This is a genomic window from Rhodococcus sp. ENV425 (assembly GCF_002887785.1).
Classification (GTDB): Bacteria; Actinomycetota; Actinomycetes; order Mycobacteriales; family Mycobacteriaceae; genus Rhodococcus; species Rhodococcus aetherivorans.
Genome location: NZ_PCZU01000236.1, coordinates 10,437 through 13,401 on the forward strand (window position 1 = coordinate 10,437; position 2,965 = coordinate 13,401).

Annotated in this window: 4 protein-coding genes; all 4 read left to right on the plus strand. The window is 72.4% G+C overall.

Translation table 11 applies throughout. From position 1 onward, the window contains the following. The first annotated feature begins 360 nt into the window (after positions 1–360). On the plus strand, positions 361–681 hold the full coding sequence (gene mihF / locus CQZ88_RS20315; RefSeq protein ID WP_003935409.1) for an integration host factor, actinobacterial type: 321 nt from the start codon (positions 361–363) through the stop codon (positions 679–681). A 67-nt stretch (positions 682–748) separates the two neighbouring features. Next, positions 749–1,396, plus strand: coding sequence for a guanylate kinase (gmk, locus tag CQZ88_RS20320; protein WP_006937649.1), 648 nt, complete (start codon positions 749–751; stop codon positions 1,394–1,396). Next, entirely contained in the window at positions 1,393–1,695 is a 303-nt protein-coding gene (rpoZ, locus tag CQZ88_RS20325; RefSeq protein ID WP_003935406.1) for a DNA-directed RNA polymerase subunit omega, read from the plus strand. The genes gmk and rpoZ overlap by 4 nt, the downstream gene beginning before the upstream one ends. Further along, on the plus strand, positions 1,692–2,965 hold a 1,274-nt coding region (coaBC, locus tag CQZ88_RS20330), incomplete at its 3' end, for a bifunctional phosphopantothenoylcysteine decarboxylase/phosphopantothenate--cysteine ligase CoaBC (RefSeq protein ID WP_102800214.1). The genes rpoZ and coaBC, both read left to right, overlap by 4 nt.

Genomic DNA, 2,965 nt, shown 5'->3' on the forward strand with positions numbered 1-2,965 from the left:
CGTTCCGATGCAGGTGGGAGCGCCCCGACACGCTCGCGCGCGGAAATTTTTCCGATCCGTTTCCGGCCGGGACGAGCCGGCGTCGGCGTCGCCTCGCAGGCGGACGCTCGCACCGGCCCGCCACGCCGTGCGCAGCGCCTCTACCTGCGGTGATGCCGTGTTCGCCGAGGTGGTGGACGGTGCCCGCGGGGCCCGGCCGGACCGGGTCGGGGACGGCGATCCGGGCGCACTACCGCACGTGTTTTCGAGCCGAAACGGCGGGGGGTGGGTTCGCAATCGTCGTCCGGCGTGAGTACGGTCGCTATCGCCGCTGGTTAACCGGCGGATGAGACTGTTTGCCAACGATGAGACGGAGGAACCGTGGCCCTTCCCCAGCTGACCGACGAGCAGCGCGCCGCTGCTCTGGAGAAGGCGGCTGCTGCCCGTCGCGCCCGGGCTGAGCTCAAGGACCGCCTGAAGCGCGGCGGCACCGACCTCAAGCAGGTCCTGGCCGATGCCGAGAACGACGAGATCCTCGGCAAGATGAAGGTGTCCGCCCTGCTCGAGGCCCTGCCGAAGGTGGGCAAGGTCAAGGCGCAGGAAATCATGACCGAGCTCGAGATCGCCCCGACGCGTCGCCTGCGCGGCCTGGGCGACCGTCAGCGCAAGGCGCTGCTCGCCAGGTTCGACTTCGACGCCTGAGCGACCGGTGGTAGCTGACGCACACACCGTGTCGGACAGCGGTTCCACGACGCGGAGGGGCCGGCTGGTGGTGCTGGCCGGCCCCTCCGCCGTCGGGAAGTCGACCGTTGTCCGCCGGCTCCGCAGCCGGGTGCCCGACCTGCTGTTCAGCGTGTCGGCCACCACCCGCGATCCCCGGCCCGGCGAGGTGAACGGGGTGGACTACCACTTCGTCAGCCGCGACGACTTCGATCGGATGATCGAGTCCGGGGACCTGCTCGAGTGGGCCGAGATCCACGGCGGTCTGCAACGCTCGGGCACTCCCGCGGGGCCCGTGCGGGACGCGCTCGCCTCGGGACGCCCCGTGCTCGTCGAGGTGGACCTCACCGGCGCCCGGTCCGTGCGCGCCGCCATGCCGGAGGCCGTGCTGGCCTTCCTGGCGCCGCCGAGCTGGGATGTGCTGGTCGCCCGACTCACCGGCCGTGGCACCGAATCGGACGAGGTCGTCCGCCGCCGGCTCGAGACCGCCCGGACCGAACTCGACGCGCGCGACGAGTTCGACACGGTGATCGTGAACGAGGACGTCGACCGCGCGTGCGACGAATTGGTATCCTTGTTGGTCGGTCCCCGCGACGATCCCGCCGACCGTCCGCGGCCGATCACCACATCCCCGGCCTCGACCCCGAACCCCGGACCCCGCCAGAGCTCCGGAACGACACAGGAGAATACCGAGTGAGCAGCACCCAAGCAGCCGTGTCCGACACCGCCGGGCACGACCTGCCGGCCTACGACACCCCGCTGGGCATCACCAACCCGCCCATCGACGAGCTGCTCGAGCGCACCTCCTCGAAGTACGCGCTGGTGATCTACGCGGCCAAGCGCGCCCGGCAGATCAACGACTACTACAACCAGCTCGGCGACGGCATTCTCGAGTACGTCGGCCCGCTCGTCGAGCCGGGCCTGCAGGAGAAGCCGCTGTCGATCGCGCTGCGGGAGATCCACGCAGACCTGCTCGAGCACGCCGAAGGCGAGTGAGCCAGCGCGCCGCGGGCACCGCGGACCACTCGGAATTCGGGCAGCGCCGCCGCGTCGTCATCGGCGTCGGCGGCGGCATCGCCGCGTACAAGGCCTGTGCGCTGATCCGCGCCTTCACCGAGAGCGGACACCACGTACGGGTCATCCCGACGGACTCGGCGCTCGAGTTCGTCGGCCGCGCCACTTTCGAGGCCCTGTCCGGCAACCCCGTGCACACCGGCGTGTTCGCCGACGTGCCGCAGGTGCCGCACGTGCGGCTCGGGCAGGAGGCCGACCTCGTCGTCGTCGCCCCCGCCACCGCCGACCTGATGGCCCGCGCCGCCCACGGCCGCGCCGACGACCTGCTCACCGCCACGCTGCTCACCGCGCGGTGCCCGGTCGTGTTCGCGCCGGCGATGCACACCGAGATGTGGGAACACCCCGCGACGGTGGACAACGTCGCCACCCTGCGCCGTCGCGGCGTCGTCGTCGTCGAGCCCGCCTCCGGCCGGCTCACCGGGCACGACACCGGCGCCGGCCGGCTGCCCGAGCCCGACGAGATCTTCGGCCTGGCGTCGCTGCTGCTCGAACGGCCCGACGCGTTGCCGCGGGACCTGACCGGCCGGCGCATCGTCGTCTCCGCCGGCGGCACCCGCGAACCGCTGGACCCGGTCCGGTTCCTCGGCAACCGCAGCTCCGGCAAGCAGGGCTACGCCCTCGCCCGGCTGGCCGCCCAGCGCGGCGCCGACGTCACCCTCGTCGCCGGGGCCGTGGCCGGCCTGGCCGACCCCGCCGCGGTGGACGTGGTGCGGGTGCAGACCGCCGCCCAGATGCAGGCCGCGGTCACCAAGCACGCCGCCGGCGCCGATGCGGTCGTCATGTCCGCGGCCGTCGCCGACTTCCGGCCCACCACCTTCGCCACCAGCAAGATCAAGAAGGGCCGGGGTGAGCCGGACGCGATCGCGCTGACCAAGAACGAGGACATCCTCGCCGGGCTGGTGACCGCCCGCACCGAGGGCACGCTGCCGGCGAGCACCGTCATCGTCGGCTTCGCCGCCGAAACGGGCGACGCCGAGGGCGACGTCCTCACCCACGCCCGCGCCAAGCTGGCCCGCAAGGGCTGCGACCTGCTGGTCGTGAACGCCGTCGGCGATGGGAAGGCGTTCGAGGTCGACCACAACGACGGCTGGTTGCTGGCCGCGGACGGTTCCGAGACCGCCCTCGCGCACGGCTCCAAGGCGCTGATGGCCAGCCGTGTCCTCGACGCACTGCGGCCGCTGCTGGCGCCGGA